21 protein-coding genes and 4 tRNA genes are annotated in these 26923 nt (G+C 67.1%); 12 read left to right on the top strand and 13 right to left on the bottom strand.

Translation table 11 applies throughout. From position 1 onward, the window contains the following. The first annotated feature begins 37 nt into the window (after nt 1–37). The 5 genes from ABD301_RS06850 to ABD301_RS06830 all read left to right on the top strand — a co-directional run bounded on the left by ABD301_RS06850 (nt 38) and on the right by ABD301_RS06830 (nt 5489). On the top strand, nt 38–610 hold the full coding sequence (locus ABD301_RS06850; protein WP_344308182.1) for a hypothetical protein: 573 nt from the start codon (nt 38–40) through the stop codon (nt 608–610). A gap of 120 nt (nt 611–730) precedes the next feature. Beyond that, complete coding sequence (locus ABD301_RS06845) at nt 731–1150, top strand: hypothetical protein (RefSeq protein ID WP_344308180.1); 420 nt, start codon at nt 731–733, stop codon at nt 1148–1150. A gap of 42 nt (nt 1151–1192) precedes the next feature. Continuing rightward, complete coding sequence (locus ABD301_RS06840) at nt 1193–1660, top strand: hypothetical protein (protein ID WP_344308178.1); 468 nt, start codon at nt 1193–1195, stop codon at nt 1658–1660. A 28-nt stretch (nt 1661–1688) separates the two neighbouring features. After that, entirely contained in the window at nt 1689–2465 is a 777-nt protein-coding gene (locus ABD301_RS06835) for a type 1 glutamine amidotransferase (protein ID WP_344308176.1), read from the top strand. Between the two features lie 9 nt (nt 2466–2474). Beyond that, complete coding sequence (locus ABD301_RS06830) at nt 2475–5489, top strand: bifunctional [glutamine synthetase] adenylyltransferase/[glutamine synthetase]-adenylyl-L-tyrosine phosphorylase (protein WP_344308174.1); 3015 nt, start codon at nt 2475–2477, stop codon at nt 5487–5489. Nucleotides 5490–5842: 353 nt separating this feature from the next. Here ABD301_RS06830 and ABD301_RS06825 read toward each other — a convergent pair whose 3' ends face one another. Then, complete coding sequence (locus ABD301_RS06825) at nt 5843–6502, bottom strand: YdcF family protein (protein ID WP_344308172.1); 660 nt, start codon at nt 6500–6502, stop codon at nt 5843–5845. Between the two features lie 23 nt (nt 6503–6525). Then, nucleotides 6526–7293 (bottom strand): GntR family transcriptional regulator, encoded by a 768-nt coding sequence (locus ABD301_RS06820; RefSeq protein WP_163570230.1) that lies wholly within the window; start codon nt 7291–7293, stop codon nt 6526–6528. Nucleotides 7294–7489: 196 nt separating this feature from the next. Between ABD301_RS06820 and ABD301_RS06815 the strand changes: the two genes are divergently transcribed. Together ABD301_RS06815 and ABD301_RS06810 are read left to right on the top strand one after the other, a co-directional pair. Then, nucleotides 7490–8629: a radical SAM protein gene (locus tag ABD301_RS06815; RefSeq protein WP_344308169.1), complete on the top strand. Its 1140-nt coding sequence runs from the start codon at nt 7490–7492 to the stop codon at nt 8627–8629. Beyond that, the gene (locus ABD301_RS06810) at nt 8578–9117 is read left to right on the top strand and encodes a class IV adenylate cyclase (RefSeq protein ID WP_163570231.1); all 540 of its coding nucleotides are present in this window, start codon (nt 8578–8580) and stop codon (nt 9115–9117) included. Before ABD301_RS06815 ends, ABD301_RS06810 begins: the two co-directional genes overlap by 52 nt. A gap of 119 nt (nt 9118–9236) precedes the next feature. On the opposite strand, the gene ABD301_RS06805 is transcribed toward ABD301_RS06810, so the two are convergent. The 8 genes from ABD301_RS06805 to ABD301_RS06770 form a co-directional block, all read right to left on the bottom strand. After that, nucleotides 9237–10448 (bottom strand): NAD(P)/FAD-dependent oxidoreductase, encoded by a 1212-nt coding sequence (locus tag ABD301_RS06805; RefSeq protein ID WP_344308166.1) that lies wholly within the window; start codon nt 10446–10448, stop codon nt 9237–9239. 1 nt (nt 10449) lies between these two features. Next, a complete protein-coding gene (locus tag ABD301_RS06800) occupies nt 10450–12918 on the bottom strand; it encodes a GcvT family protein (protein ID WP_344308163.1) in 2469 nt (822 codons plus the stop codon). 18 nt (nt 12919–12936) lie between these two features. Beyond that, nucleotides 12937–14457 carry an amino acid permease gene (locus tag ABD301_RS06795; RefSeq protein ID WP_344308161.1) on the bottom strand — a complete coding sequence of 507 codons (1521 nt, stop codon included), beginning with the start codon at nt 14455–14457 and terminating at the stop codon, nt 12937–12939. A gap of 14 nt (nt 14458–14471) precedes the next feature. Beyond that, nucleotides 14472–15440, bottom strand: a complete 969-nt coding sequence (locus ABD301_RS06790; protein WP_163570237.1) for a choline kinase family protein — start codon at nt 15438–15440, stop codon at nt 14472–14474. A 340-nt stretch (nt 15441–15780) separates the two neighbouring features. Further along, nucleotides 15781–15855: transfer RNA gene (locus ABD301_RS06785), tRNA-Val, on the bottom strand. 11 nt (nt 15856–15866) lie between these two features. Then, a tRNA-Cys gene (locus tag ABD301_RS06780) sits at nt 15867–15937 on the bottom strand. Between the two features lie 29 nt (nt 15938–15966). Next, a tRNA-Gly gene (locus tag ABD301_RS06775) sits at nt 15967–16039 on the bottom strand. 282 nt (nt 16040–16321) lie between these two features. Then, nucleotides 16322–16762, bottom strand: coding sequence for an SsgA family sporulation/cell division regulator (locus ABD301_RS06770; RefSeq protein ID WP_163570298.1), 441 nt, complete (start codon nt 16760–16762; stop codon nt 16322–16324). 194 nt (nt 16763–16956) lie between these two features. On the opposite strand from ABD301_RS06770, the gene ABD301_RS06765 reads away from it, so the two are divergent. Both ABD301_RS06765 and ABD301_RS06760 read left to right on the top strand, forming a co-directional pair. Beyond that, nucleotides 16957–17028 (top strand) — tRNA-Val (locus tag ABD301_RS06765). Between the two features lie 310 nt (nt 17029–17338). After that, nucleotides 17339–19441 (top strand): S9 family peptidase, encoded by a 2103-nt coding sequence (locus tag ABD301_RS06760; protein ID WP_344308158.1) that lies wholly within the window; start codon nt 17339–17341, stop codon nt 19439–19441. 7 nt (nt 19442–19448) lie between these two features. On the opposite strand, the gene ABD301_RS06755 is transcribed toward ABD301_RS06760, so the two are convergent. Then, nucleotides 19449–20006: a TetR/AcrR family transcriptional regulator gene (locus tag ABD301_RS06755; RefSeq protein WP_279581559.1), complete on the bottom strand. Its 558-nt coding sequence runs from the start codon at nt 20004–20006 to the stop codon at nt 19449–19451. A 77-nt stretch (nt 20007–20083) separates the two neighbouring features. Here ABD301_RS06755 and ABD301_RS06750 point away from each other — a divergent pair, with 77 nt between their 5' ends. After that, on the top strand, nt 20084–20530 hold the full coding sequence (locus tag ABD301_RS06750; RefSeq protein ID WP_163570238.1) for an SRPBCC family protein: 447 nt from the start codon (nt 20084–20086) through the stop codon (nt 20528–20530). Here ABD301_RS06750 and ABD301_RS06745 read toward each other — a convergent pair. Continuing rightward, the gene (locus ABD301_RS06745; RefSeq protein WP_344308155.1) at nt 20469–23438 is read right to left on the bottom strand and encodes an AfsR/SARP family transcriptional regulator; all 2970 of its coding nucleotides are present in this window, start codon (nt 23436–23438) and stop codon (nt 20469–20471) included. The two genes, ABD301_RS06750 and ABD301_RS06745, sit on opposite strands and share 62 nt — an antisense overlap. Nucleotide 23439: 1 nt before the next feature. Further along, entirely contained in the window at nt 23440–25164 is a 1725-nt protein-coding gene (locus ABD301_RS06740; protein ID WP_344308153.1) for an AfsR/SARP family transcriptional regulator, read from the bottom strand. Between the two features lie 159 nt (nt 25165–25323). Here ABD301_RS06740 and ABD301_RS06735 point away from each other — a divergent pair, with 159 nt between their 5' ends. Further along, nucleotides 25324–26043: a VIT1/CCC1 transporter family protein gene (locus ABD301_RS06735; RefSeq protein WP_344308151.1), complete on the top strand. Its 720-nt coding sequence runs from the start codon at nt 25324–25326 to the stop codon at nt 26041–26043. A gap of 238 nt (nt 26044–26281) precedes the next feature. Continuing rightward, nucleotides 26282–26911: a TetR/AcrR family transcriptional regulator gene (locus ABD301_RS06730; protein ID WP_344308150.1), complete on the top strand. Its 630-nt coding sequence runs from the start codon at nt 26282–26284 to the stop codon at nt 26909–26911. Nucleotides 26912–26923 lie beyond the last annotated feature (12 nt).

Here is a 26923-nt window from a genome sequence, read left to right as displayed (position 1 = left end):
CAGTTGCCGGCGATGCGCGTCAACCACGGGGATTTCCATGTCACAGCAGCACTGGCCAGATCAGGCTGGGCCACCACCGGTCCCGCTGCCACCGCCGCCGGCCCAGTCGTACCGTCCGCCGCCGGCATACCCACCGCCGGCAGGCCCTGCGCCGCGGCAGTACGGCCCGCCAGCTCAGCAGTACGGCTCCGCGCCACCGCCGGACGGTCAGCCGGCTCCGGGCTACCCACAGCCGTACGCCCAACCGCAGCCGCCGCCCGGATACCCGCAGCCAGGTTATGGCCCTCCGCCGTACGGGCAGCAGGGTTACGGCCAGCCGCCGGCTGGTTATTCGCGGCAGGGCTATGGTCCGCGGCCGTACGGGCAGCGGCCGCTGTCACCGTGGTTGCAGTTCATGCAGGTGGGCGTGCGGCCGGGCAGCCCGGCCAAGGCCCGTTTGCGAGTGGTGTTCTATCTGGTGTCGGTGCCCATCACGCTCGTCCTGTTCGGCGGGTATGTGTGGCTGACATGGGACATTCGAGGCGGGTCTGCGGTGCGGCTTCCGATACTTATGGTGCTGGGGCTCGCCATCGGGTTCGGGGGAGCGGCCATCCGGCGGTTCACCCGCTGACCGACTCCCGTACGGGCAGCTTCGCGGGCCTCCCGGTCAGGGATTTGCGCTGGTCATGGGTGTGGGCGGGAAGGTCAACTACGGTGGCCAGACCGCCCCTCCAACTCCCGTGGATGTCAGATGTCGCAACCAAACTTTCCGCCACCTGGTCCCGGCTACCCACCCGCGGGCACGCAGTATCAGCAGCATGGACAGCCGGCCGGGTTCGCGCAGCCGCCGGCCGGTTTCCACCAGCCAGGCGGCTTCTCACAGCCGGACATCCTTGGGGCGTCCGGCCAGATCATTCCGTACGTTCCCGCTAAGCCGCGCGGCGTCAAATACGCGCTCTGGGTGGTGTTCAGCCTGGTCACGGTCCTTGCGTGCTTCGCAGCAGGCTATCTCGGCGGGGCCTGGTGGGCGAAGCAGCAGAACTTGGGCCCGGAAGCGGTGCTTCAGTACGGACCTATCGGCTCGATGGTGCTCGGTTTCAGCGGCATGGCCGTGTTCGGCTTTTTCCACGTCCGGGACACGCTGCGCCGATACCGGCAGCAGATGCGATGACCGTCAAACCGTTGCGGGTTTCCCTCACTCCTTGGATGCCAGATGTCGCAGCCGAACTTTCCTGAGCAGGACCCGAACTACCCGGCTTTCGGGGCACAGCCGTATCCGGCCGACCCGTCCGCCGGCTATGCGCAGCCGCCGGGCGGCTTCCAGCCGAACCCGCCACCGCAGCCAGGCATGATGCCGTTCAGCCAGGTGATGGCACAGGCCAACAACCGGGGCGCGGCAGCCAACCGGCGGACCACTCGCGGCGGGGCCCTCTGGGCGTTTTTCTCCCTCGCGATGGTGGTGGGTTTCTTCATCGGCGGCTACTACGTGACCAGATTGTTCCTTGGCACCTACTACGGGACCCACCTGTTCGTCGGAGAGCTGAACTTCGCCGCCGACGACCTGCACGAGGTCTGTCTCGGCGGAGCGGCCGTGCTCGGCGTCTTCGCCCTGTCGTTCCTGGCCATCGTCAACCGAGTGCGGCGCTGGCTGCTCTGGCGATCTGGCGGTGGCCGGTTCTGACCTCGGCGCGGGAAGTAGGGTTGGATGCGTGACGACGAGCCCGCTGCTGGTGGTGGAGAACGACCCGAGCGACGGCCCCGGCCGGCTCGGTGACTGGTTGACCGGCGCCGGGCTGGAGCTCGATCTCGTACGCCCGCACGCCGGCGATCCGCTGCCCGCGGATCTGGCCGCACACAGCGGGATGCTGGTGCTCGGTGGCGCGCAGGACGCCTTCGCGACCCCTGATCCGGCCACGAAAACGCAGTGGTTCCCGGAGCTGTCGGCGCTGATGCGGACGGCCCGGCAGGACCGTCGGCCAGTGCTGGGAGTGTGTCTGGGCGGCCAGCTGGTCGCGCGCGCGTTTGGCGGCCGGGTGGCCCGCGCCGAGAACGGCGGCGACATTGGGCCGCGGCTGGTCGGCAAGCGCGACCGGGCTGAGAGCGACCCGCTGTTCGGTCCGATGCCGCTGGCCCCGGACGTGCTGCAGTTCCACACCGACGAAGTGGTGCTGCTCCCGCCGGACGCGGTGCTGCTGGCCGCCTCGCCGCGCTGCCCGCACGAGGCTTTCCGAGTCGGTGACCGGGTGTGGGGGCTGCAGTTTCATATCGAATGCGACAAGGAGATGCTGGCCGGCTGGATCGCCGAAGACGCCGAGCGGGTTGCCGCGATTGGCTGGGAGCCGGACGAGTTGCTGGAACGGTTCGTCAGCGTGCTCGATGACGTGCAGGAGGCGTGGCAGCCGTTCGCCGAGCGGTTCGCCGCGGTGGTCCGCGGCGAGCTGACGGCCGGCCGGCCCGGCCTGCCGATTCTCGGCGCGGACCACTAGGCGACCGCGGTGCGCGGAGGTGGAGCGGCGCGACTTGCCAGATATGGGCTGTTGCGTACGGACCGAGCTGCCGACCTCCTGACCGGTGTGCCGTTGGGTTTGTGGGAGGCCGGCGCCGTCGTGGACAGCCCGGCTGAGGAGATCCTCGTCGCGCTCGGCGGGGTCGGCGATCCGGACCTCGCGCTGCTGTCGTTGCACCGGCTCGCCACCGAGGATCCGGCCGTGCTGCCGGCGCTTCGCGAGGGCGCGGGATTGCGCCGCCGGCTGTTGGGTGTGCTGGGGGCGTCTTCGGCCTTCGGTGACCTGATCGCGGCCCGCCCGCAGCTCTGGCACGAGCTGACCGACCCCGGCGCGTACGCACACCGCCCAGCCACTGGCGAGCTCGTTGCCGGTCTGCTCGGGGCGGTGGGCGCGAAGATCGCCGACGGACCGACCACCGGTACGAGTGGTGCGCATGCCACTGTGATCGGGCCGGCCGCGGTGCTGGCTCTGCGCAACGAATACCAGCGCCGGCTGCTCTGTCTGGCCGCTCGGGACATCACCGGCGCCTCCAGCATGGACGAGGTGTCGGCGGAGCTCGCGGACCTCGCCGACGCGTTGTTGCAGGCCGCCTTGTCGGTTGCCGCCGCCACCCTGCCGGCCGGTCGGCCGCCGGCCCGGCTGGCGGTGGTGGCGATGGGCAAATGCGGCGGCCTCGAGCTCAACTACGTCAGTGACGTCGACGTGCTTTTCGTTGCCGAGCCAGCCGATCCGGACGGCGACTGCGAGGGCGCGCTGCGGACCGCGACCACGCTGGCCAGCAGCATGATGCGGATCTGCCAGCAGGCCGCCTGGCCGGTGGACGCGGCGCTGCGGCCAGAGGGCAAGGACGGCCCGCTGGTGCGTACGCTCGCGAGCCACCAGGCCTATTACCAGAAATGGGCCCGCACGTGGGAGTTCCAGGCGCTGCTGAAGGCCCGGCCGGCGGCCGGTGACCTGGCGCTGGGCGGCGAGTGGCTGGGCATCGTGTCGCCGCTGGTCTGGAAGGCGGCGGATGCGGACGGGGTGGTCGCGGACGTGCGGGCGATGCGCCGCCGGGTCGTCGATCACCTGCCCAGCGCGGAGGCCGCCAAGGAGATCAAGCTCGGCCCCGGCGGGTTGCGGGACATTGAGTTCGCCGTTCAGTTGCTGCAGCTGGTGCACGGTCGTACGGACCCGGAAATCCGCAGTGGCAACACGTTGGAAGCGCTGGCCAAGCTGCGTGCGGGCGGCTATGTCGGGCTGGCCGACGGGACCGCGATGGGGGAGGCCTACAGGTTCCTCCGGACCGTCGAGCACCGGCTGCAGTTGCAGCGGCTTCGGCGTACCCACCGGATCCCGGACGACGACGATGGCGTGCGCTGGCTGGCCCGGTCGCTGGGCATCATGGGCTCGGCCGAGAAGGGACCGGTTGAGGCCTTCCTCGCGCAGTGGGCGCAGGTGGCCAGGCTGGTCCGCCAACTGCACGAAAAACTGTTCTACCGGCCGTTGCTGGAGGCGGTCGCGCGGGTGCCGTCGGACGCGTACAGGCTGAGCCCGGAGGCGGCCCGCGACCGGCTCGGCGTGCTCGGTTTCACTGACCCAGCCGGTGCGTTGCGGCACGTCGAGGCGCTGACCACCGGCGTCAGCCGGACGGCCGCGATCCAGCGGACCCTGCTGCCGGCGATGCTCTTCACCTTCGCGGACTCGCCGAACCCGGACGCCGGTCTGCTCGCGTACCGGAAAGTGTCCGAGTTGCTGGGCCGTACGCCGTGGTATCTGCGGCTGCTGCGGGACAGCGGCCCGGTGGCGCAGCGGACCGCGCAACTGCTCGGCGCCAGCCGGTATGTGGCGGATCTGCTGTCCCGCGACCCGGAGGCCCTGCAGCTGCTGGCCGACGACAACGAGCTGAAGCCGCGCAGCTTCGAAACATTGCTGACCTCGATGACCGGTGCGGCCGCCCGGTCGGTCGAGCCGGTGGCCGCGGTGACCGCGGTGCGTACGCTCCGGCGCCGTGAGCTGCTGCGGATCGCGTGCGCGGATGTGTTGCGGTTGCTCGATGTCCGGGAAGTCGGGCAGGCGCTCTCGGACGTTTCGGACGCGGTGTTGGCGGCCACCTTGCAGGCGGCGATCCGCGGCGTGACCGCCGAGCGCGGTGAGCCGTTGCCAGCCCGGATCGCGATCATCGCGCTCGGCCGCCTCGGCGGGCAGGAAATCGGATATTCGTCCGACGCCGACGTGCTTTTCGTGCACGAGCCGGACGAGGGCGTGGCCGACGCGGACGCGGCTCGCGCCGCGATCGCTGTCGCGGAACGGGTGCAGCGGCTGCTCGCGGCCCGCTCGGTCGATCCACCGCTGACCGTCGACGCGGGCTTGCGACCGGAAGGCCGGCAGGGCCCGTTGTCGCGGAGCCTCGCGTCGTACGAGGCCTATTACCGCCGCTGGTCCAGCGTCTGGGAGGCGCAGGCGCTGTTGCGTGCCCGGGTCGCCGCCGGCGATGCCGAAGTCGGCGAGCGACTGCTGTGGATCGCCGACGATTTGCGTTACCCGGTCGGAGGCCTGGATCAGGCCGGTGTCACCGAAATTCGCAGGCTGAAGGCCCGAGTCAATGCCGAGCGGCTGCCCCGCGGCGCCGATCCGACCACCCACACCAAACTCGGCCGGGGTGGCCTGGGCGACATCGAGTGGACCATCCAGCTCGTCCAGATGCAGCATGCCCGCGCGGTCCACGACCTGCGCTCAACGTCCACATTGGACGCTCTACAGGCCGCCGCCGAAGCCGGCCTGATCGCGCACCACTGCGCCGCCGACATGATCACCGCCTGGCGGCTGGCCACTCGCGTACGCAACGCTCTGATGCTGGTCCGCGGCCGCCCGTCCGACCAACTTCCGCGCTATGGGCCCGATCTGGCCGGCGTGGCGTGGGTCGTCGACCGGGAAACCGACGATCCTCAGTCCTTCGTCGACTCCTACCTCCGCACCACCCGCCGCGCCCGCCGCGCGGTGGAGGACATCTTCGGCGCCTAACCTCCCTCTTTCGTGCGACCAGCAGGCTGGCGGTTGTCGTGTGTAGGTGATCTGTGGTTGTCGGCTCGTCGTCGCTTGCCGGTGTGAGTCCGGTCCGGGTAGCTGCCAGGTGGCCCGATAGCAGACTGGTGGCTGGGTCTGGAAACGGGTCTGGTCGAAGCCCAGTGTCGAAAGCCCTTTGGGGTGGGTAAAGGGAGTGCCGAGCCCCCGAAGTCAGGGTGACGGCCAGGGAAGGCGCTGAAGACCTGGATGTGCCGGCGCTGAAGAACCTCGACAAGCTCAGTTTCCCTTACAGGACAGGCAATCCCGTGCATTACACGCCGGTGGCCCGCAGTCGGCACGAAACACCTGGGCTAGGGCAGGATTCGGCTGGTGAAGCCGGCGTCGCGAAGGCGCTCGTAAGCCGCTTGGACGTGCTCGGGAATGTCCTGGGCGACTGCGAATCCTTGATGGGCGTGGACGGTGATGCGTTGGGTGTCGCCGACGAGCATGTCGATGACGCGTTTGGTGTCCCCGATGGCCGCGATGTAGTCGGTGAGCGGCATTTTCTCGGATGAGCAGATGATGTCCAGCCCGGACCATTGTCTTTTCGCAGTGGCGTAGGCGCGGCGTTGTTGGTAGGGCCGGCTGACCACGATCGCCGAGCGGACCTGGATATCCAGTTGTTTCAGCAGAGCACGGGTTAGGGTGAAGTTCTCGCCGGTGTTGCGGGCTTTGGTTTCGATGAGGATGGCGTTGTCGGGTACGCCGAGTTCCAGTGCGTGTTCGCGGTAGTGGACGGCTTCGCCGCGCGGGAATCGTTCGATGGTTGTCGGGGCGTTGGCGCCGGTGAAGACGATCCGCGGGAACAGTCCCTGGTCGAACAGTTGCGCGGTGTGGGTGGCGACGCCGAGGTCATGGCTGCCCAGTCCGATGGCGATGTCGGCGGGTCGCAGCTGGTGGCCGAGTTGGTGGTAGTCCCACAGGGTTTCCACGTCGGCGTACTGCTCGGCGGTCAGCTCGGGTGCTGGCATGGCGATGGATGTCCTCGCGGCGGTCAGTCGGGGAGTTGAAAGTTGTACGTCCAGGAGAATCGGCTGGCCGCGTGGATTCCGCGGGCGAATTCGATGATCTGATCGTCGATGGTGTACGTGCGTCGTTCCAGGACGACCACCGGTTCCCCTGCGGGGAGTTTGAGTTGTTCGCCCTCGCTGGGAACTGGCATGCGCGCGTGCAGGCTTTCGGTGATGTGGTGTGGTTCTAGCCCCTGCAATGTGAGCACTGCGAAGCCGCCGCCGCGTCCCGCTGGTCCTGGTGTCGGGTTCACCAGTGGTGTTCCTTCGACGTGTGCGGGAAGGTAGTAGCTGGTGAGCGTGTGGGTGGGTGATCCGTCGTCGAGGATGAGTCGCGCTCGCTCGTACACCGGGGAGCCCGGCGGGATCGCGAACGCGGCGGCCACCTCGGCGTCGGCTTCGACCTGGTGGACAGTCTGGGTCTGGTCAGTTGGTCGCCAGGTGCGCCCGGACGCCTCGCGATCAGCGGCGAAAGCAACAACGTCGCCGAACTTCCACTTGTGTTTGGCGTAGCGTTCAACGCCAAGCCTGCGCATTGGCGGCCGATCGCGTACGACAGTGCCTCGGCGCCGGACGGGCGTCACTAGACCTTCAGCCTCCAGCAGCCCGACGGCCTTGCGTACCGTGCCGATGTTGACGCCGAACCTCAACGCCAACTCCTCCTGCTTGGGCAGCGTCGCTCCTGGCTCGTATTCGCCGTTGAGAATCCTGCCGCGCAACGTCTGCGCGAGCTCCCGGTAGCCCGTGGCCACTGCATCCCCTTATCTACCCAACTCATTTAACCAGATAACGATACCTGTAACCCATGTGTGCCACGCCGACCAGCATATACAGCTAGCTCTATTGACTTCACTTATCCATGATGATGCAATAGAGCTACATCTATTGCATCTGACGTGAGTCGGTTCTCCAGGCTTGCGTGCGGTCATCGCTAGGGATGGTGAACCTGTGGACGACTTACCCGTACATGTCGACGTGGACCGCACACTTCGTGTCAAGGTGATCGACGCATGCGGCTTGACGTGCACGTTCTGCCACAACGAGGGAACACCGGTGGTCGCCGACAATCTCGGCAACCGCACCGGCGCCTTTACTGACGGTGGCAGGTCGGGCCGGCGGTCGATCTATCTCGGGTCCAACGGGGCGCGTTTCCTGCCAGCGACGGTCGGGCCGACGCGGGAGTTCGCGACCGCTCTGGGGGTGCTGCGTGACAGGTTGGACCTTCGCGAGCTTCATCTCACCGGCGGGGAACCCACGCTGCATCCCGGCTTGGACCAGGTCATCACGGTCGCTCGCGAGGTCGGCTTCGGGGTGGCGATGACCTCCAACGGCGAGAACGGGGCCCGAGTGCTGCCGGCGTGTGCGGCGGCGGGCCTGAAACGGGTGAACTTCTCGATCTTCGGCACCACCGCAGTGGAGTTGGCGCAGGTCCAGGACGATCGATACCGTGACGCCACCCGTGCCGAACGCAAGATCCACGCGCTCCGCCGCTCCATCGAGACAGCACTCAGCGCGGGCATCGACGCCCGAGCCAACATCGTCGTACCGGACTCCACCCATATCCCGCGCGTACTGAGGCTGCTGTGCGACTACTCCGAACGGCTCTCCGTGCGGCTGCTGAACTCCCTGGACGCCGGCACCAAATCTTTGCAGGCCATCGACGCGGTCCTTGACCAGGTGCATGCAGAACCCGAAGCGCATTACGTCACCGCGGGCGCGTCGGGGTGGCGCACGCGATACCGGCTGCCAACCGGCAGGGCGATCTGGGTGAAGCGAATCCGATCCGTACGGCTGCCGCAGACATGCACCGGATGCCGATTCAACAACCCGACCGACTGTCAGGAGGGCTACTACGGTGTCCGGCTCTACCGAGACCGCGCCGGCGGATTCCAAGTGGGCGTCTGTATCCAGCGGATGGACCTCTGCATGCGCGTCGAACAGTTCGCGACCAGCAGCCTGCGCGATGAGATCATGACCCTGCGACAAGACGAATACACCTCATGGACCAGACACTCACCACACCCGGGAGACAGTGCATGGCCACCGAGTTCGAAGCCAAGGTCCTCGACATCGACCCAGACGAGATGACCGCGCGCATCCTGGTTGCCGGCGGAACCCTGACGCGAGCCATCACCACCATGCGACGCTACGTCTACGACATCGATCCCACCGACGCCACCCGATGGATCCGCCTACGTGACAACGGAAACCAGACAACGCTCACAGTCAAAGAAATCCGCAACGACAACATCGACGGCACCGATGAAACCGAAATCGTGGTCAACGACTTCGCCACCACGAACCTCCTGCTGGAGAAGCTCGGATTCAACGCCAAGTCGTATCAAGAAAACCGCCGCACAAGCTTCGCCTTCGGCCACGCCCAACTCGAAATCGACCAATGGCCACTCATCCCGCCATACCTCGAAATCGAGAGCACCTCACCCGAAGAAGTCATTGCTACTGCCCGCAAGCTGGCAATCGGCGAGGAACAACTCACCGGCGAAAACACCGTCAAGGTATACGCACGACACCACATCAATCTCGCCGATATCAAGGAACTACGCTTCCCAAACTGAGCATCGCTACCGCCACCCGCCTCGGTAGAGGACTATACAAACCGGCGGGCAAGGACCTAACCCCTTCTCGAACTCGACAAGGTGGTAGTCGCCGATTGATGACTACCAAAACGTCAAGTTCATGAAGTCAAGGCGTAGTAATTCTCGTAGACCGCGCGTGCCTTGGTCTGCGCATCGGTCCAGTCGAAGGTGTTGGGCAGGAATCGGGCCGGGCTAAGGGATTGCACGTACGGTGACGGGTCTGGCCGCATGCTTTCCATGACGTATTCCGCTAAACCCGCCGATCCGGAGACGCCGTGGGCGTTGCAGGCGGCCGCCATCACGAAGCCTCGTACGCCCGGCACCGGGCCGACGACGAAGCGGCCGTCCGGCGCGAACGCTGGCCAGCCGCGGAAAACCTCGGCCACCCTGAGCTGCGAAGCGCCCGGCACGACCGTCTCGAGGTCGGTGGCGAAGCCGGTCAACACGTCCCAGTCGGGCTCGATCGGGACGACCGGATCTCGTCGCGGGTCACGGCTGAGCGCCCGCGCTTCCCACCCACCACACAAAACTGACCGCAACTCGGCTCTTACGTACAAGTGAAGGTCCGGAATCCGCAGGACCGGCAGGTCCGGCGACCAACCGGGTGTCGGCGTACTGACGAAGTATTCGTGCCGGACTGGGATAATCGGCAGGTCGACGCCGATCATGGCGGCGAGTCCGGCGGCCCATGGCCCGGCCGCGTTGATCACCAGGTCGGTCCGAATGTCGCCCGCGCTCGTACGCAATCCTTCGACGACCCCGTCTCGTACGTCTACACCGGTCACTGTCGTGTGTGGACAGAACGTGACGCCGAGATCGCGGGCGGCTCTTGCGTACGCGGTGGTCAAACTGTGTGGCTGGAGATAGCCATCGGTTGGACACCACAGTGCCGCGCGGATGGCGGTGGTGTCCAGCAAGGGAAACCGGTCGGTGACCTGGGCGTTGGACAGGAATTCCGTTTCCAGCCCGGCCGACCGCGCGATCGCCGCCATCCGCTCGAACTCGGCGGCCCGGTCGGCGGTCAAGGCGATCCGGATGCTGCCGGTCTGCCGCCAATCCGGTGGATAACCAGTCTCCTTCTCCAACCGGGAAAACAAGTTGACAGAAGCCATCGCCAACCGGGTCCGGTCCACAGTGGACCTCACCTGGCCGACCAACCCGGCGGCCTGCCCAGTGGTCGCCTCGGCGACATCGTGGGACTCGATCACCTGCACGTCTTTCCAGCCGGCGCGGGCGAGGTGCAAGGCCACCGCGCATCCCACCGCGCCGGCACCGACGATGGTGGTCGCCGCGTCCGTCGGTTTTGACACGTCAGGCCCGGATACGTTCGCCGTGCGGGTCGAAAAGTGGCTCCGCGACCACCTCGCCGGCCACCGCCTCACCGAAAATCTCCACGGTGACCGGCGTGCCAGGCTTGGAAAGATCGGTCGGCAAATACGCGTACGCGATCGATTTCCCCACTGTGTAGCCGAAACCACCGGACGTGATGCGGCCAACGACGGCGTCGCCAATGCTGACCGGTTCGTTGCCCAGGGCGACCGCGCGTTTGTCCGCCAGCGTCAGGCAGCGCAGCCGCTCGCCCTGCAGGGGAGAGTTGATGCGCTGGTCACGCACCTCAGCGATCGCGTCCCTGCCCAGGAAGCCACCGGGTTTGTCCAGCTTGACGCAGAAACCAAGGCCGGCCTCGTACGGGTTGCGGGCCGGTCCGATGTCCGCGCCCCACACCCGGTAGCCCTTTTCCAGCCGCATACTGTCAATCGCCCGATAGCCGCCGGCTACCAGGCCGTGTTCCTGGCCGGCCGCCCACAGCGTCCGCCAGAGCGTGGCGCCGTACTCGCTGGGACAGTAAAGCTCCCAACCCAGCTCGCCAACGAAAGTGACGCGCAACGCTCGTACCGGCACCGACCCGACCGGGATTTCCTGCATGGTCATGAAAGGAAAAGCATCCAGGTCGGCCGGCGTAAGGCTGCTCAGGATGTCTCGCGCTTGGGGCCCCCACAAGGCGAAACAGGCCCACTGGCCGGTCACGTCGGTGACCCGTACGGATGGATCCCGCTGCGCCTGCCGGCGGATCCAGGCCGCGTCGTGAGTGCCGAAGGCGGTGCCGGTGACGACCAGGAACTCCTGCTCGGCGACTCGGGTCACGGTGAAGTCGCATTCGATGCCACCGCGTTTGTTGAGCGCCTGCGTGTACGTCACCGCGCCGATCTCGCGGGCGACCCGGTTGTCGCAGACCCATTCCATCAATTCAGCCGCACCGGACCCGGTGACCTGAATTTTCGAGAACGACGACTCGTCGAAGAGCCCGGCGGCTCGGCGGGTGCCGAGGTGTTCGGCGCCAATGGCCGGCGACCAGTGCTGGCCGGCCCAGCCCCGCGGGCGCAGCGTCTCGTCGCCCTGTGCCGCGTTCGAGTTGTAGTAGTTCACCCGCTCCCAGCCCGATTTCTCGCCGAAGAACGCGTCTTTCTCGACGTGCCAGGAATAGGCCGGCGAGGTGCGCAGCGGCCGGCCCGCGGAGCGCTCGTGGTTCGGATACCGGATGTCGTAGTAGGTTTCGTAGTTTTCTAGCGTACGAGCCAAAGTGTATGACGGTGACTCGTAATGCCGGCCGAACCGGCGAATGTCCATGTGCCACACGTCGTACGACGGCTCGCCCTCGACGATCCATTCGGCCATCACCCGGCCGATGCCGCCGGCGCCGGCGATGCCGTGCGCGCAGAAGCCGGCGGCCACGAAGAACCCACCGACCGCGGTCTGGCCCAGGCAGAACTCGTTGTCGGGGGTGAAGGCCTCCGGCCCGTTGAGCAGCTTGCGGATCCCCACGTCTCCGACGCTGGGCAGCCGGGTCTGCGCGTTCTCCATGATTTCCTCGAACCGCGGCCAGTCCTCGGTCAGCAGCTTGCCGTTGAAGTCGGCCGGCACGGCGTCCAATGTGGACGGGTCCAACGCGAACGGCCGGGCGTCGCGCTCGTACCCACCCATGATCAGCCCGTCGACTTCCGCACGGAAATAGATCAGCAGATCCGGATCGCGCAGGGTGGGCAGCGGTTTGCCGGTACGTTCACGAAAACCTTCGGTCACGAGATACTGGTGGGACATCGGCACGATCGGCACCCGGACGCCGACCATTCGGGCGATCTCGGCGGCGAACATTCCGCCGCAGTCGACCACGATCTCGGTCTCGATGTCGCCGCGGTCCGTACGCACTCGGCAGACCCGCTGTTTTTCGGTGTCAATGCCCAGAACCCGGGTGTGCGTGTGCACCTGAACGCCACCCGCCCGGGCGCCGGCCATCAGCGAGTAAGTCAGCTGGGAGGGGTCGATGTACCCGTCGGTCGGCAGGTAGGCGGCGCCCACCACCCCGCTGGTGTTCATCAACGGGAACAGCTCCTGGGCCTCCCGCGCGGAGATCTCAGTGAGCGGCAAGTCAAAAGTCCGGGCCCACCCGATCTGCCGGCGGATCTCCTCCAGCCGTTCCGGGGTGGACGCGAGCTTGATACCGCCGCATTCCACGAAACCCGGCGGCTGCTCGGACTGCTGCAGTTTCCGGTACAGCTCCACCGAATACATGTTCATCCGGGTCAGCGTCGGATCCGCCCGTAACTGCCCTATCAGCCCGGCCGAATGGAAAGTCGACCCGCTGGTCAGCTCGTCGCGATCGACCACCACCACATCGCGCTCGCCGAGCTGGGCGAGGTGGTACGCGACGCTCGCGCCCCCGACCCCGCCGCCGATGATGACGATCCGGGCAGCGGACGGAAAGGACTGGTCCTGCGGCACGCGCGAACTCCTTCGGTTCTAGTCTTCGGCAGCGATGGGCAACGCGCCGGCGACAGCGCGATGTTCGGTCAGTACGGTGAAAGTGCGGCGGCGTTGGACGGTGAAGTAGTAGATGGCGCCCACGCCGAGCACGACGACGACGAAGATCAAGCCACCCCAGGCGTACCCACCGGCGCCATAAATGGCTTCTCGCGGCCAAACCAGGTTGACCGCCATGAAGGCGCCATAGCAGACCGCGACGATGTTGATCGCCAGCCCGAACCTGCCGAGGCCGAAAAGCCCGCTTGCCGGGCCGTCCGGCGGCCAACCACGGAGCCGTTTTCTGAGCAATGGCACGGTTACCAGCAGGTAGGCGACATAGACGATGACGATCGAGACGCTGGTGACCAGCGTGAAGATCTGCGGAGTGCCGATGTTCACCAGCAGGATCAGCGCCGCGACCACGCCGACCACGATCGCCGGCACGACCGGCGACCGTCGGTGTGCGGAAACGTGCGCCAGCCCCGCTGAGAACGGCAGGTTGTTGTCTCGCGCCATGGAGAAGATGATCCGGATGCTCGCGGTGTGGATCGCGAGCGTACACACCGAAATCGCGATGGCCACGTCTACCAGCAGCAGCTTGGCGACGGTCGGGCCGAGCGCCGATTCCAGCACCAGCGGCAGCCCGCCCTTTTGCAGCGCGGCCAGATCCAGGGTGGGGGAGGCCATCAGCGCGAAAAGCAGCAGCAGCGCGCCGGCTATCCCGGCCGCGGCAAGCGCGTTGAGGATCGCCCGCGGCACCCGGCGGCGGGGTTCTTTGGTCTCCTCAGCCAAGGAGGACGCGGTGTCGAAGCCGAACATCACGTACGCCGGCATGATGACCGCGACGACAAGTGCCGCCCCATAGCCGAAAACACCGTAGCCGGGGAGCCCCTGACCAGCGTTTTGGGTGTGCAGCACGACATCCGGGCCGCGGCGGGCAGAGAACAGCAACAGCACGATGATGGCGACCGCGCCGACCAGTTCGACGAAGACCCCGATGTTGTTGACCCTCGAGATCACTTTCACGCCGAGGATGTTGATGATCGTGGTGACAATCAACAGGCAGCAGCCGAGAAACACCGCGTTGACGGTGTTGTCGGTGAAAACCTGGAAACCGGACCAGATCGGCGGCAGCACGATCTGCAGTGCGATGGAAACCGCCGCGACCGTCACGATCGATCCGACCAGCATCGCCCAGCCGGCCATCCACGCGCCGGCCCGGCCGGCGAGCTGTTTCGACCACTGGTAGACCGAACCGGCGATCGGGAACCTCGCGCCAAGCTCGGCGAAGCACAGCGCTACCGCGAACTGGCCAGCCAGCACGAAAAGCCAGGTCCAGAACAGCCCAGGGCCGCCGAACCCGTACCCGAAGCCGAACAGCTGGAACATCCCGGTGAGGATCGAGATGTAGCTGAATCCGGCCGCGAACGAGGAAAAGCTGCCCAACGTACGGGACAACCGTTGGTGATAGCCGAAACCGGCCAGGTCGTCGGTGTCGGTGCTGGTCGGATCCGGCATGTCGCCTCCGGTGGTCAGGTCCTGCGTGCCGCTTGGTCGAGCAGCCGGTCAAATCCGTCGCGAGTGAACTCCTGTCGCGCCCGTTCGTACTTTTCCATTCCCCAGGACCAGAAATCGAAGTCGAGATCTGAGCTGGCATGCTGGATCGCGGCCCACAGCGTCCAGCCGTACTTCGACATCAGCCCGAGCAGCCGGGCCCTTGCCACCTTGTCCGGTTGGTGGCCCTGGTAGTAGGCGGTCACCAGCCGGTCCAGTTGTTCCAGGTCCAGAGCAGACTCGCTCCAAATGTTGCCGAGCTCGAAGCAGGGGTCGTTGTTCCCGCCGTACTCGTAGTCGATCAGCCGGATCGAGGTGCCGTCGTCGATCATGTTGCCAGCCAGCAGGTCGTTGTTACACGGCACCGTCGGTACCGGATGCGCGGCCAGTGCGGCCCGGATGCGCTCGACCGCCGGCGCGAAACTCAGATAGTCGTCCGGGATCGCGAAACCGCGTTCCTGGATGATGCGGAGATAGTCCGCCTGCACCACGAACATGTCAAAGTCATTGACAAAACGCTCGCCCGCATGCAGCCGCTGACAGGCCGCCGCGATCCTTTCGGCGTACGCACCGCCGCGAATGTCGTCCTCGGTGAGGGTCCGTCCTGGAATGTACGAGACGGCCATGATCCCTTCGCCCGGCAGATATTCCAGCACCTGAGCGCCGACGCCGGTGGCCGCTGCGAGCCGGCTGTTCCGGTGCTCGGCTTGCCGGTCGATCGGCAGCGGTGAGTCGTCCGCCGGCGAGACCCGCACCACCAGATCGAAATCCGCGCCGGTGACCCGAAAATTCCGGTTCGTCAGCCCGCCGGGCAGGTCCGCTACCCGGTCGAAAGTCCCGCTGACACACGACAACCGGGACAACACCTCGCGAAGGCTCCAGCCGGACTGCGACACCGCCACATCAAGGTCAAGGGCAGCGGCCGAGGAAGGCGCCGGCACGGTCATCGGTCCCTCCACCTTTCGCAGGAACTCCGCCAGGCCCCGTTAGCGGTCGAGATTAGACTGTCGCCGGCAATTCGGTCTAGTCCAAATCGGACATCGTTTGGTCTGTTGTTCCGCTGGCTGTTTGGTGACCGTCCTGGTGGCACAGTATGCCGGAATTCGTGCGCCGCGGCAGCGTGGTTGATCTTGGTCGGCGGGCGGGGGTGGGTTTTCGTCGAGTGCGGGACTTTATCCCGCAGTCGACGTCGAGTGTGGGGTTTTGTCCCGCACTCAACGCTGGATCTGCGGCCGGAGGAAACCAAAAAGCGCCTGTCCGCGAGAAGCCGGACAGGCGCTGCACAACTGGTGGGCGATACTGGGATTGAACCAGTGACCTCTTCCGTGTCAGGGAAGCGCTCTCCCACTGAGCTAATCGCCCTTGCGTAGCAGAGGTGGAGACGGGATTCGAACCCGTGTAGACGGCTTTGCAGGCCGTTGCCTCGCCTCTCGGCCACTCCACCGCGAGGGTTTGGGCCTCATGTGGTTTCCGAGCGGACGACGGGATTCGAACCCGCGACCCTCACCTTGGCAAGGTGATGCGCTACCAGCTGCGCTACGTCCGCATGTCCCGGCAAGTTCTCCCGGCGACGAAGAGAACTGTACCGAAGTAGCAACAGCGCCGACAAACGGGGTTCACCTTTTCGACCCCTGGGTCGTTGCCTGCTCGACATCAGGGCTGTGACCTGCGGAGTCAGCCGTCGAAGGTGGGCGGATGGAGAGGTTTGCGGGAGAGGCGACGGCGTACGGCAGCCGCCCCGGTTTGTACGAGAGTGGCGCGCATCACTCGAAAACGACACCAGCCGGCCGGCCCGAGCGGGCCGACCGGCTGGTGTGGACAGGAGTGGCTACGCGCGGAGGAGTTCGGTGACCACCGCGTCGAGGTCGACGTACGAGGGTTCCTCGCCGGCCGGCACCTCGGCATAGCTGCGTTGCAGGAAGTCGTCCAGAGTCGCCGTCGGCACCTCGAAGAGGGCGTGCCCGTCGGGCGAGGACAAGGCGAGTGCGACGACCTGGCCGTCCTGGCCGGTCCACGGCCACACTCTTACGTCACCCATCCCTGCCGGCTCGGTGAGGCCGGTCAGCAGGAGGTCACGGGCGAAGGACCACGCGACCGAGGGTTCCGGATCGTCGCCGTCGGCCAGATCCGCGCAGAAGATGACATGCACGGCATATGGGTCTGTAGGTTCGTAGCGCAGCGTCGCCTGCACCGGCACCCCTGATCCGTCCGGCACAACCAGCCGTAAAGCCGTGTCCACCTGGACCGCAACTGGACGCGTACGCGCCATTTCGGCCACCTTTCTTCCCCCTGGCTAAATGCCCCGCCGTCGTCGTCTATTGGCATACCACCCTGGCTCAGACGCCAAACATGGAAATCTTCGCGGCCTGTTTTCGACACCGGACCGTGATCTGTCTGGCGCCCGGTGGCCGGCCCCCGGTGTGGGGCCGGATGCCGCATCGGTTATGGTTTAACCCGTCTCCCGGGCGATTAGCTCAGCGGGAGAGCACTCGCCTCACACGCGAGGGGTCACTGGTTCGATCCCAGTATCGCCCACTGTTAGAAGGAAAGATCCCCCATCGCGACATCGCGAGCGGGGATCTTTTCTTGCTGTCCGGATCACGATCGCGAATGTTGGTCGCGTGACTAAAAAGAACGCGGTCCGGATGTTTCCGGGGTGATACGACCGGAGTGTCGCAAGTGGACGCGCATTCACCCGGAAATAATGCGGTACGGGTGGTACGCCGGAATTCGCCGGATTCATGAATGGTCAGCCATCTGACCAAATCGGGCATGCCCGGCTGGGGAGCGGCCCGACACAGGGCAAGGGCATCACCGCCGGCCGGGCGGCGGTAGCGTCGGGATCATGAGCGAAAGCACCCCACCGGTCGCGAAACGCGTCCCGTCCACTCGTACGCATCACGGCGACACCGTCGTCGACGAATATGCGTGGCTCGCAGACAAGGAAGACACGGACACCCTGGCATATCTCCGGGCCGAGAACGCCTACGCCGAGAAGGTCACCGCCGGCCTCGCGGACCTGCGCGAGCAGATCTTCACCGAGGTGAAGGACCGTACCCAGGAGACCGACCTGTCGGTGCCCGCGCGCAAGGGCCCGTGGTGGTATTACGCCCGTACGGTCGAAGGTCAGCAGTACGCGATCCACTGCCGGCTGTCGGCGACCAGTGCCGAGCCGCCGTCCACCGAGACCGGCGAGGCGTTGCCGGGCGAGCAGGTGCTGCTGGACGAGAACGAGCTGGCCGAGGGGCACGACTTCCTGTCCGTAGGGACGTTCGACGTCAGCCCGGATGGCCGCCTCCTCGCGTACGCGGTGGACTTCGATGGCAGTGAGCGCTTCACCTTGCGGGTCAAGGACCTGGAGACCGGCGAGCTGCTCGGCGACGAGGTGCCGAACACCTTCTACGACACCGCCTGGTCGCTCGACTCGGCGTCGCTGTTCTACCTGACCGTCGACGACGCCTGGCGGCCGTACCGGGTCTGGCGACACCAGCTCGGCACCGCGGCGGCCAACGACGTGCTCGTGTACGAGGAGGCCGACGAGCGGTTCTGGGTCGGCGTCGGGCTCACCCAGAGCGAGCGCTACATCCTGCTCGACCTGCGCAGCAAGGTGACCAGTGAGACCCGGATCATCGACGCGGCGGCCGCGGACCGCGAGCCGGTGGTGCTGCGGGCCCGCAAGCAGGACGTCGAATATCAGGTGGAGCACCAGATCGCCGGCGATCGTTTTCTGATCGTCCACAATGACCCGGAAGTCGGCGGTGGCGTCAACTTCGCGGTCGCCGCGGCCTCGGTGGACAAGCCCGCTGACTGGTCGCCGCTGATCGAGCATCGTGACGACGCCCGGCTGCTCGGGCTGGACGTGTTCGACGGGCACGTCGTCGTGCACCTGCGGTTCGACGGCCTGACCGGTCTGCGGGTCTATCCGTCCACAGTGGATGGTGGGTGGGGTGAGGGTCGGGAGATCTCCTTCCCGGAGCCGCTTTACGCGGTCGACCCGGACGCGAACCTGGAATACCACACCGGCACGTACCGGCTGTCGTACGCGTCAATGATCACCCCGAGGTCCGTCTTCGACTGTGACCTCGCGACCGGCGAGCTGACCTTGCGCAAGCGCCAGCCGGTGCTCGGCGACTACGACCCGCAGCGGTACGAGCAGACCCGCGAGTGGGCGACCGCATCGGATGGCACCCGGGTGCCGATGTCCATCGTACGGCGAAAAGACGTGCCGCTGGACGGGTCCGCGCCCTGCCTGATCTACGGCTACGGCAGTTACGAGTCGTCTTCCGAACCGCGGTTCTCGGTGCCGCGACTTTCCTTGCTGGATCGTGGATTCGTCTACGCGATCGCGCACATTCGGGGTGGTGGCGAGCTTGGCCGGCACTGGTACGAGGAAGGCAAGCTGCTCCACAAAAAGAACACGTTCACCGATTTCGTGGCCTGCGCCAGGCATCTCGTCGCGCAGAAGTGGACCAGCGCCGACCGGCTGATCGCGTACGGTGGCAGCGCCGGCGGCCTGCTGATGGGCGCGGTCGCGAACCTGGCCCCGGACGCTTTCGCGGGAATCGTCGCGTCGGTGCCTTTCGTGGACGCGTTGAACTCCATTCTTGACCCGTCGTTGCCGCTGACCGTGCTGGAATGGGAGGAGTGGGGCGACCCGCTGCACAACGCCGACGTTTACGCGTACATGAAATCCTATTCACCGTACGAAAACATCGAGCCGGTCGACTATCCAGCGATTTTCGTGGAAACCAGCCTCAACGACACCCGGGTGCTCTACCACGAGCCGGCGAAATGGGTGGCGAAACTGCGCGCGGTCGGCGCCGGTGACCGGCATATCGTGCTGCACACCGAAATGGAGGCCGGCCACGGCGGCCGCAGCGGCCGGTACGACGCGTGGCGCGAACTCGCCCGGATGTACGCCTGGATCGTCGACACCGCCACCAGGTAACCAAAGGTCAGGACAGCAGGGTTTCGTACGAGGTGATGAAAAGATCCATCGCCTCGTCGACCGCCGCCTTGTCGCCGGTGGCCATCAGGTCCAGGAGGAGGCCGCGCGGGACGGCGACGCCCAGCCGGGCGTACGCGCGTGCCTTCTCCGGCGGCAGGCCGCGCTGGATCCCCCATTCGGTGAGCGGCGGCAGCCAGCTCTCCACCAGCCCGTCCAGCAGCGGCCTGGATCGCTGGTCACCTTGTAGGGCTCGGCCGTAGATCTCGAAAAGCAGCCGGACGTACGGCCAGTTCTCGGCCGCGCTGAGCCGCTGCCAGAACCGTCGCGCCATTTCGCCGACGTCGGTGGACTCGTCCGCGTTGAGTTCCGCGAACAGCATTCGCTGACGTTCCTCGACGGCCCGTACCACCTCGATCAGCAGCCCTTCCTTGGACGCGAAGTGGTAGATCAGCATCCGGTGGCTGGTGCCGATCGCCTTGGCCACCTGGCGCAGGCTGAGGTCGGCCGCGCCGTTGGTCGCGATGTAGTCGATCGCCCCGCCGAGCAGCCGCTCCTTCGCCGTCACACCCTGTCCTTCGCTGGAAGCCGTACCATATCGTATATGTACCAGGTGGTACACGCGTTGACCAGGAAGGACAGTCGATGGCGAGCCAACACGTCAGGGTGGAGAGCACGACGACCGCCGATCCGGCGACGGTTTACGCGCTCCTGCGGGACGGCAGCGGGTGGCCCGAATTCACCCCACTCGGGTCGTACGAGCTGGTGTCCGCCGGCACCGGCGAGCCGACCGAACTCGGCGAGATCCGGATCTTTCACACCGGGAGGTTCCACGCGCGCGAGCAGATCGTGGAGATGATCGAGAACCGGCGACTGAGCTATGTGCTGCTCGCCGGCATGCCGCTGCGCGGCTACCGCGCCGACGTCGATCTGGAGCCCACCGACTCCGGGACGTTGATCCGCTGGCACTCGACCTTCGACCCGAAGACTTTCGGTACGGGCTGGCTTTACCGTACGCAGCTGCAGGGTTTCATCCAGAAGACCGCGGACGGGCTGGCCGCCCGTGCGACGGAGGTAGCCCGAGACCGGTGAGCAGGTCGGTGCGAGCCTGTCGGTACGCGCCGGCCGTCAGCAGGTCGCCGGCGGCCGCGTACGCGTCGACCGCCGCGTCGAGCAAGGCCGCGCGGTCCAGCGGCGGGAACGCCTGATCGCTGACGGTGAGGCTCTCGGCGATTAGCCGGACCGCTTCGGGGGCGTCGCCCAGCCGCAACGCCAGCTGGCTCAGTCGCTGCAGGACCCGTGCCTGGATCACGCGGTCGCCGTTCCGCCGGGCCACCGAGCCGCAGCGTACGAAGGTGACCTTCGCGTCCGCGAGCCGATCGGCGGCCAGATATCCGTCGGCGCGGGCGAAAAGCCCGTAGCCGTCGGCGACCTGGGTGCCGGTCGCGAGCAGGTGGTCGGCGGCGCTGTGCAAGGTGCCGGCGGCTTCCGGCGATCCGCAGCTCAGCTGGGTCTCGCCGGTCCAGAAAATCGCCTCGTACCACAGTTTGCTGGCGTGGGTGGCCCGCGCTCGTTCGGCCGCCGCACCGAAATGGCACAGCGCGTCCTGCGTTTGCGCGCGGTAACTGGCGATCCGGCCCAGATAGATCAGCACGTGGGCCTCGGTGCTGGTTCCTTTCAGCAGCTCGCGCGCGGCCAGCAAGGACTCCTCCGCGCCGTCCAGATCGCCATCGGCGAGCCGCAGAATGCCCCGCAACCGCAACGTCAAACCGATCCCGTACGAGTCGCCGGCGTCGGTGAAGAGGTTGTGTGCACGGGAAATCGCGTCGGTGGCGTCGGCGTACCGGCGCCTGGTCGCGTGCAGCGCTCCGAGCTGCAGCTCGAGAGCGGCCTGGCCCGACCGGTGCCCGCTCTCGCGCATCGCGGTCAGCGCGTACGTGCCGGTGTCCCGCCAGTCCTCGACGTCGTCGAAAGCCGCGAACTCCTCAATGGACAGGGCAGCCAGCTCCCAGCACAGGTCCCGCAGCGCCGGCTCGTCGGCCGTCTGCCGGACGGCCGCCATCAGGTTGCCTCGCTCTGCGTCCGGCCACGCCAGCGAGGCATCCAGCAGCAGCTCCGGCCAACCGTCGATCGGTTGCCATCTGCCGGTTGCCTCGCTGTTTGTCGCGCCATCGCCGAAAACCGCTCCATGAGCTCGGTCCATAAGCGCGAGCCAGCCGGCGAAGGCGCGTCGCAGGGCAGCGGTTCGTACGGCGGCCGGCTCGGCGGCGCGGCCACGCTCTCGCGCGTATACCCGCAGCAGGTCGTGGAACCGGTAGCGGTGCTGGCCGAGTGCGTCCCGGCCGGCGACCTCCAGCAGTCGGGTGTCGACCAGCTCCACCAGCAACGCTTCGGCGTCGGCGATCGGACAGTCCAGCACAGCGGCCGCCACCCAGCCGGCGAGGTCGGGCGCGTCCAGCTGGCCGAGCCGGCCGAACAACCTTCCGGCCGGCTCGCTCAGGCCCTGGAAACTGAGCCCGAAACTAGCCCTGACCTGCAGTTCCCGATGCCGCAGCTCATCGAGTCGGTGATGTTCGTCGGCGAGTCGGTCGACCAGGTCCCGTACGGTCCAGTGGGTCCGCGCGGCGAGCTTCGCGCCGGCTACCCGCAGCGCCAGCGGCAGCCCGCCGCACAGCCGGGCCAGCTCGCGGGCGGCCGCGACCTCCACGCCGATCCGGTCCGGGCCGACCATCCGGCCGATCAGCGTCAGGCTGTCGGACAGCTCCAGTGGGCGCAGGTCGATCAGGTGCCCGCCGGGCAGGCCAGTCAGTCGTACGCGGCTGGTCACCACCACTGGACAGCTCGGCGTGCCGGGCAGCAGGGGCTCGATGTGCGCGTGGTCTGCCGCGTTGTCCAGCACGATCAGGATCCGCCGGTCGGCCAGCATGCTCCGGTAGCACGCGATCCGCTCGGCGAGGCGGTCCGGGATGGCGGCCGCCGGCAGCCGCAGCGCGCGCAGAAATGCGGCCAACACGGCGGCCGGGTCGGCCGGTCGGCCGTTCGCGCCGGCCAGGTCCACGTAGAGCTGGCCGTCCGGACACGCGCCACGAATTCGGTGCCCGATCCGTACGGCGAGCGTCGTCTTGCCGACTCCGGCAGGCCCGGAGATCGCTACCACGGACAGCGCGTCGGCGGTCTTGCCCAACACGTCCACGGCCGCGTCGACCTCCTTCTCCCGGCCGGCGAAGTCGGCGATATCGGCCGGTAGCTGGGCCGGCGCCGGCCCGCCCGGCGCACTGGTCGCACGGATCTCCCGCTCGACTTCGCGCAGCTCCGGGCCGGGATCAAGGCCGAGCTCGTCGGCCAAAGCGCGGCGACCGCGTTCGTACGCGTCGAGTGCCTGCGCTGGCCGCCCGGTCCGGTGGAGCGCGCGCATCAGCTGCCCGACGAAGCGTTCCCGCCAAGGCCAGCGGCCAACCAGGTCGGTGAGCTCGGCGACCAGCCGGTCCGGGAGCGACTGGTCGCTGCCCAGCTCGGCCTCGATCCGACCCTCCAGTGCCGTCAGCCGGCGCTCGGCCAGTCGCTCGGCGGCCTCGGCCAGCAGCGGCACGTGGTGCAGGCCGTCGTACGCCGGACCGCGCCACTGGCCGAGGGCGCGGCGCCAGAGCGCGCCGGCCGCCGTCGGATCGGCCTCGGCGAGCGCCGCGCCGGTCAGCCGCTGGAACCGGTCCGCGTCCAGCTCGCCCGGCTCGATGTCGAGTTGGTAGCCGGTCGCCTGCCGGCTGATCCGGGCCGGGTCGTCCAGCAACTGGCGGAGGTGATAGACGTAGATCTGCAGATTCTTGGCGGCGGTTTTAGGTGGCCGCCGGCCCCAAACCGCGTCGATCAGTTGGGCGACCGGCACCACAGTGCCGCGTTTTTCCACCAATACCGCCAGAGTGACTCGTTGTTTCACCGCGCCGAGAGCGACGGCACCACTGTCGGTTTCGGCGGACAATTCGCCGAGCACTCCGAATCGCATCCTATCGGCTGGCCCGCTCGCAGGTACGCGAACATTGTTCGCGAACGTATAGACGTACGAGATCGTAGAATTGGTAATTGTCGCGGCCAACGACGTAAAGCAGTCGCGCATCCACCAGTTGTTCGAGGATTTCCGTTGCGGCTGCTGGTGATTCGCCCAGGGCGCTGACGGCGAGCGCGACGGTCAGGCGCGTTGCTTCCAGCGAACCGAGATCGTCCAAAGCCTGCCGGAGCGAGGCGCTCAGGTCCTGGTAGCTCAGCGAAAGGGATGCTCGTACGCCGGAAAGGACCTCCAGACGCAGGCTGTCGTCGGCAAGCGACGCGGCCAGATCCGCGACTGGCTGATCGCGCAGCAGTTCGCCGGCGATCCGGAGCGCGAACGCTGAGCCACCGCATCGGTCCACCACGGTCGCAGCGGCGGCGCCCTGGTGCCGTACGCGCTCAGCCCCGGCCACGGCCGCCAGCAGCTCCAGGCCCTCTGACCTGGTGAAAGGGCCGAGGTCGAGCTGGTCGACGGCGGACAGGCCGGTGAGCCTTGGCCGGCTGGTCACCAGGACCTGGCTCGCACCGGCGCCCGGGAGCAGCGGCGCGACCTGGGATTCGTCGACCGCGCCGTCGAGCAGGACGAGCACCCGGCGGTCGGCCAGCACGCTCCGGTAAAGCGCGGTTCTTTCTTGCAGCTCGGCCGGAATCGGTTCTATCCCCAGAGAATCCAGAAAATCGGTGAGAATGGTGGCCGGCTCGACCCGTCGGGAAAGGGAACCGCCCAGATCCGCATACACCTGCCCGTCCGGAAACCGGTCCTGCAGCTGGTGGGCGATCCGCACCGCCAGGGTGGTCTTGCCGGCCCCGGCCGGCCCGGAAATGGCGACCACCGCGGCCACCTCGCGGCGCAGCGCGATTTCGGCTCCCCGACTGACAAAAATCGGCGGCAGTGCCGGCAGCTGAGCGGGCGCTGGCCGTCGATCCAGGGCCGGCGCCGGGGTGGCCAGCACGTCCCGCAAGGCAGCCTGCAAGCGAACACCGGGCCGCGCGCCGACCTCTCGCGCCAACGCCCGTCGGGCCGCGTGATAGACGTGGACGGACTCGCCGCGTCTGCCGGTACGCTCGAGCGCCGTCATCAACTGGACGGCGAACGCCTCGCGGGTCGGGTGAGCACGTACCAGCTGGCGCAGCTCGCCGACCACCTCCAGCTGCCGCCCGGCCATCAGGTCCGCGTCGATCCGGGCGCCCAGGGCCGTTAGCCGGAGCTCCTCCAGCCGCTCGATTTCGGTGCGGAGCAACACATCGTCGCGTAAATCTTCGTAAGCGGAGCCTCTCCACAGTCCGAGTGCCGCGGCCAGCCGGTCACCCGCCACAACGGCCGAACCGGCCGCGAGCGCGGCCCGCCCAGCGGCCACCAGGGCTTGGAACCGCTCCAGATCCACCTCATCCGGGTCGGTCCGCAGGACATAGCCGGCTGGGGTGGACCGCAGCCGATCCGGCTCTTCGAGCGCCTTCCTGAGGTGGTGGATCGCGACGTGGACGGCATTCGGCGCGGTCCTGGGCGGGCGTACCGGCCAGAGCGCGCTCATAAGCCGCGCGGCCTGCACCGGCTGGCCGGCGGCGTTCAGCAACACGGCCAGCACTGTGCGCTGGTTGCGTGATCTCAGCTCGACCTCGCCGCGAGCGGTTTCCAGCAGCGCCGGTCCGAGCACCCCGAACCGCACCGCGCCTCCACAGCTCATCTGCCCTCTTGGCAAGCGTATCAACAACCAGCCAGGGGCAGTATTTCCCTGTTTTTAAGGAGGTGGGGCGGGTAATTGCTGGGCTGTGGCGTTCGTACGCACCGTGAGTTAGCCGGCACTGGGTGAGTTGGCGCAGGTCGGGATGGTTACGGTCGGGTCATGACGGACGCGACCCAGACCCATGAGGGTGAGCCGGAGCACCACGCCGGCGGCCGCGCCAACCGGCTGAACTGGCTGCGCGCGGGGGTGCTCGGCGCCAACGACGGCATCGTGTCGGTGGCCGGCATCGTGCTCGGCGTGGCCGCGGCCACCACTGACCGACCCGCCATCCTGACCGCCGGCATCGCCGGGCTACTGGCCGGCGCGCTGTCCATGGCGGCCGGTGAGTACGTGTCCGTGAGCACCCAACGGGACAGCGAGAAGGCATTGCTGGCCAAGGAGAAATGGGAGCTCGAAAGCATGCCGGACGCGGAGCTCGCGGAGCTGGCCGAACTCTACCAGAACAAGGGTCTCTCACCTGAGCTGGCGATGGAGGTCGCCGAGCAGCTCACCAAGCACGACGCGTTGCGAGCCCACGCTGAGGCGGAGCTGGGCATCGACCCCGACGATCTGACCAACCCGTGGCAGGCCGTGCTTGCTTCTTCGGTGTCGTTCACCGTCGGTGCCCTGCTGCCGCTGCTGGTGATCACGCTGCCCGCAGTCGTACGCGCCCCGCTGTGTTTTGTCGCAGTGCTGGTCGCGCTGGCCATCACCGGCGCGATAAGTGCGCGGCTGGGTGGCGCTCGGGTGAGTCGGGCGATGGTGCGTACGGTCGCTGGCGGCGCTCTCGCGATGGCCGTCACGTACGGCGTCGGCCGCCTGCTCGGGGTGACTCTCTAACGCAGAAGGCGAGTGCCGGCAAGGCGAACGGGCCGGGTTTCACCGGTGAGGGCTTGGCTGCTGCATAGGCTCAATGCCCGTTTAAGACGACGACCAGCCTCGGTCAGGGACAACAGCAGATTTGTCTTGCAGACAGTGGTGACGAAGTGTCAGTGGACGATTTCGGTGCGTACGGGCGAGCCTCGGGATTGCCCTGGCAGGAGTCAAAATCTCCTGTCGACGGTAGTATCGAAGGACAATGTTGACGCTGCCAAAGCAGACGAACGCCACCCCTGTCGAGAGATCGATGCGCGGCTCGGCGGACGCTGAGTTGGTGCTGGATGCGGCGATGGCGACGTTCCTGGATTTCGGCATTCGGCGGGCCACCATGACCGAGATCGCTCACCGGGCAGGCATCGGGGTGGCCACGGTTTATCGGCGCTTCCCGAAGAAAAGTGGGCTTGTGCAGGCGACCGTGACGCGGGAGGTGCAGCGTTTCATCGCCGATGTGGACAGCAAGATCGCGCACGCGAGCACCCCGACCGAGCAAGTTGTCGAGTGTTTCGTGGCTTTTGTCGTTGGCGCCCGAGAACATCCTTTGCTGCGGCGGATTCTGGCCACCGATCCAGAGGTCGTGCTGCCCGCTTTGACCGTCTCCGGCGGTCCAGTTGTCGGGCTCGGCCGGGCTTATGTGGCGGACAAAATCCGCCGGCTGCAGGGTTCGGATGCGGGATCTGTAGAGGAAACCGAGATGGTGGCCGAAATGTTCGCCCGGCTGGCCCAGTCGATGGTGCTCACCCCGGACGGCCGGATTCCCAGCAGCGACGACGACGCGACCCGCGCCTTCGCTCGCCGGCACATCGCCCCTTTGGTCGTGCCAGCCAGATAACTCGTCGCGGGT

It is taken from the genome of Fodinicola feengrottensis (genome assembly GCF_039530045.1).
GTDB classification, from domain to species: Bacteria; Actinomycetota; Actinomycetes; order Mycobacteriales; family HKI-0501; genus Fodinicola; species Fodinicola feengrottensis.
This window is presented reverse-complemented; position numbering and strand designations above follow the sequence as displayed.